The following is a 3,638-nucleotide window of genomic DNA, read 5'->3' as shown; positions in this document are numbered from 1 at the left end:
GCGCGGGTGGCGTCGGTGGCGGGGGAGGCGGCGCGGTGTCGTCTGGCGCCGGGTGTGGGGAGGGTGTGGCAGGCGGTGTGGTTCGATCCGGGTCCGCAGGCGGCGGGGTCGGGGTGGTTGGTGCTGGTGGTGCATCATCTGGCGGTGGATGGGGTGTCGTGGCGGATTCTGTTGCCGGATCTGGCGGCGGCGTGGGGGGCTGTGGCGGCTGGTGAGCGGCCGGTGCTGGATGCGGTGGCGACGTCGTTCCGCCGGTGGGCGGGGATGCTTCCGGCTCTGGCCGAGGCCCGGGCGGGTGAGCTTCCTTTGTGGTGTGGGGTGTTGGAGGGTGCGGGGCGGGAGGCGTTGCTGGGGCGGCGTGCGCTGGATGGGGTGCGGGACACGGTCGGTGGTGCGGGTGTGGTGTCGGTGTCGGTGCCGGCCGGGGTGAGTGAGGCGGTGCTGACGCGGGTGCCGGCGCTGTTCCATGCGGGTGCCGATGATGTGCTGCTGACGGCGCTGGCACTGGCGGTGACCGCCTGGCGCCACCAGCATGATCAGCACGGCCGGCGTGGTCAGCGGGGTCGTGGGGATGTGCTGGTGGATGTGGAGGGGCATGGGCGGGTGGATGTGGAGGGGGTGGATCTGTCCAGGACGGTGGGCTGGTTCACGACGATTTTCCCGGTCCGGCTGGATGTGGGTGAGGTGGACTGGGATGAGGTGTGGGCGGGTGGTCCGGCGTTGGGCGGGGTGGTCAAGCGGGTCAAGGAGCAGATGAACGCGCTGCCCGATGACGGGTTCGGTTACGGGCTGCTGCGTTACCTGAATCCCGGTACCGCCCCGGTTCTGGCCGGCTATGACCGGCCCCAGATCGCCTTCAACTACCTCGGCCGCTTCGACACCACCCATGACACCGACGCCGGCACCACAGTCGGCGTACCCGTCGGTGCCGATCCGGACATGGCGATGTCCCACTGTCTGGAGATCAACGCGATCGCGCACGGCAGTGGTGAGGACGTGCGGCTGGATGCGGCATGGTCCTGGCCGCAGGGGGTCCTGGACCGGGATGAGGTTGAGGAGCTGGCTGGTCTGTGGGTTCGGATGCTGGGGGTTTTGGCGGGGCATGCGGCCCTGCCGGAGGCCGGCGGGCATTCCCCCTCGGACTTCCCCCTGGTCACCCTCGACCAGGAGCAGCTCGATGGGTGGGCCGGCGAGGGGATGGCCGTCGAGGATGTGCTGCCGCTGTCGCCGTTGCAGGAAGGGCTGTTGTTCCACGCGCTGTTCGACGAGGACACCGCCGACATCTACAACGTCCAGTTGGTGCTGGACCTGGCGGGCGTCTTGGATGCGGGGGTGTTGCGGCGGTCGGTGGAGGTGCTGGTGGGCCGTCATGCCAGTTTGCGGGCGTGCTTCCGCGAGCGGGAGAACGGTGAGCCGGTGCAGGTGATCGCTGGTTCGGTGAGTGTGCCGTGGCGTGAGGTTGATCTGAGCGAGTATTCCGGGGCCGGTCAGCGTGAGCGGGTGGCGCGGCTGCTGGAGGAGGAACGGGCTGCCCGTTTCGACATGGCCAGCGCGCCGCTGATGCGCTTCCTGGTGATCCGCCTCGCCCCCGACTGGCACAAGCTCGTGATCATGAACCATCACATTCTGCTGGACGGCTGGTCGAGTCCGCTGGTTGTGCAGGAGCTGTTCGAGCTGTACGGGTGGGGCGGGGACGACAGTGCGCTGCCCGCGCCGGTGCCCTACCGGCCTTATCCGGCCTGGCTGGCACGGCAGGACCGTACCCAGGCCGAGGAGGTGTGGCGTGAGGTGCTGGCCGGGGCGGAACCGACGAGGCTCGCGCCCGCCGGCCACCGCTCACAAGCCGGCACGCGTGAGGAGACCGTGGTTCAGCTGTCCGGCGAAGCTGATTCAGCGATAAGGCAGTTGGCTCGTCGGCATGGGCTGACGGTGAACACGGTGCTGCAGACGGCGTGGGCGTTGTTGCTGGCCCGGCTGACGGGCAAGGACGATGTCGTCTTCGGTATGACGGTGTCGGGGCGGCCTGCGGAGATTCCCGGCATCGAGCAGATGGTCGGCCTGTTCATCAACACCGTTCCGGTCAGGGTTTCCTGTGCCCCGTCGCTGACGCTGACCGAGTTGATGGCCCGGGTGCAGGAGGAGCAGTCCCGGCTCAGCGACCACCAGTACCTGGGCCTGACCGACATCCAGCGTGCGGCCGGCCAGGGTGAACTCTTCGACACTCTCTACGTGTTCGAGAACTACCCCGTCGCCGTCGACAGTGCTGACCTGCCCGGAGGGCTGACGATCACCGGCATCGAAGGCTACGACGGCGACCACTATCCCTTGAAGCTCGGTGTGTTGCCGGGTGACAAGTTGGGGTTGCAGCTTCGGTACGACAGCGAGCTGTTTGACACATCGGCGGCTGAGACGATGCTGAGCCGATTGAAGCACTTGCTCCACACGATGCTGGACGATCCTGATCAGCGGGTTGCTGCCGTCGATGCGCTGGTTGCCGGTGAACGGGAGCGGCTGCTGGTCGAGTTCAACGAGACGACTCGTGCGGTGCCGGATGGCACGGTGTCCGAGTTGTTCGAGGTCCAGGCAGCGCGAACCCCGGACGCGGTCGCGGTGGTCTGCGGCGATGCCCGTCTGAGTTACAGGGAGTTGAATGCCCGGGCGAACCGGTTGGCGCGGGTGTTGGTGAAGCGGGGTGTGGGTCCGGAACGTCTGGTCGGGCTGGCGCTGCCGCGGTCGGCGGACATGGTCGTGGCGGTCCTCGCGGTCCTCAAGGCCGGCGGTGCCTACCTGCCCATCGACCTGGATCATCCCAGCGAGCGGGTTGCGTTCATGCTCCGGGATGCCGGCCCCGAGGTGGTAGTGACCACGGTCGAGTCGGCCTCGGAGCTGCCGATTCAGGACACTGCGCAGTGCGTGTTCACCGATGAGGTCGGGCTCCACGACGGACAGGCTGACAGCAACCTTGCACGCCCAGGGTCGGCGGTGGATCCGGCGTATGTCATCTACACGTCGGGATCGACCGGTAGGCCAAAGGGCGTTGTCGTCGAGCATCGGTCGCTCGTCGCCTATCTGAGTTGGGCGGCGGAGACGTATCCGGGAGTGCGCGGAGCGGCACTGCTGCACTCGCCGCTGTCGTTCGACCTGACAGTCACAGCCCTCTACGCGCCATTGCTCCATGGCGGTTGTGTCTATATAGCCGAGCTGGAAGAGGTGGCTGAGGTACCGCTCTGCGAGCCGACGTTCCTGAAGGCGACGCCGAGTTACCTGACGTTGCTGGACAGCCGACCCGAGGTGGGCTCGCAACTGAGTGAGCTGGTCTTGGGTGGCGAGGCGCTGCTGGGTGAAGCACTTGAGGAGTGGCGCCGTGGTCATCCCGAGACCACGGTGATGAATGAGTACGGCCCGACCGAGACGACTGTCGGTTGTATGGAGTACCGCATTGCGCCTCAGGATCAAGTCAAGGCGGGCGTGGTGTCACTGGGCCGACCCGCGTGGAACACCCGTATGTATGTCCTGGGCGGCGGCCTTGAACCAGTGGCGCCGGGTGCGGTGGGTGAGCTGTATATCGGCGGCGCTCTGGTAACGCGGGGGTATCTGAATCGTGCGGGTCTGACGGCGGGGCGGTTTGTGGCGGATCC

Annotated in this window: 1 protein-coding gene; it reads left to right on the top strand. The window is 67.3% G+C overall.

Annotated elements, in window-relative coordinates; genetic code table 11:
* Positions 1–63 precede the first annotated feature (63 nt).
* The coding region (locus ACWIF2_RS40225; protein ID WP_454366610.1) for a condensation domain-containing protein at positions 64–3,638 on the top strand (3,575 nt) is incomplete at its 3' end.

Source organism: Streptomyces sp. NPDC055506, from assembly GCF_053643595.1.
The sequence above is the reverse complement of the archived record's forward strand: the minus strand, read 5'-3'. Positions and strand labels throughout refer to the sequence as shown.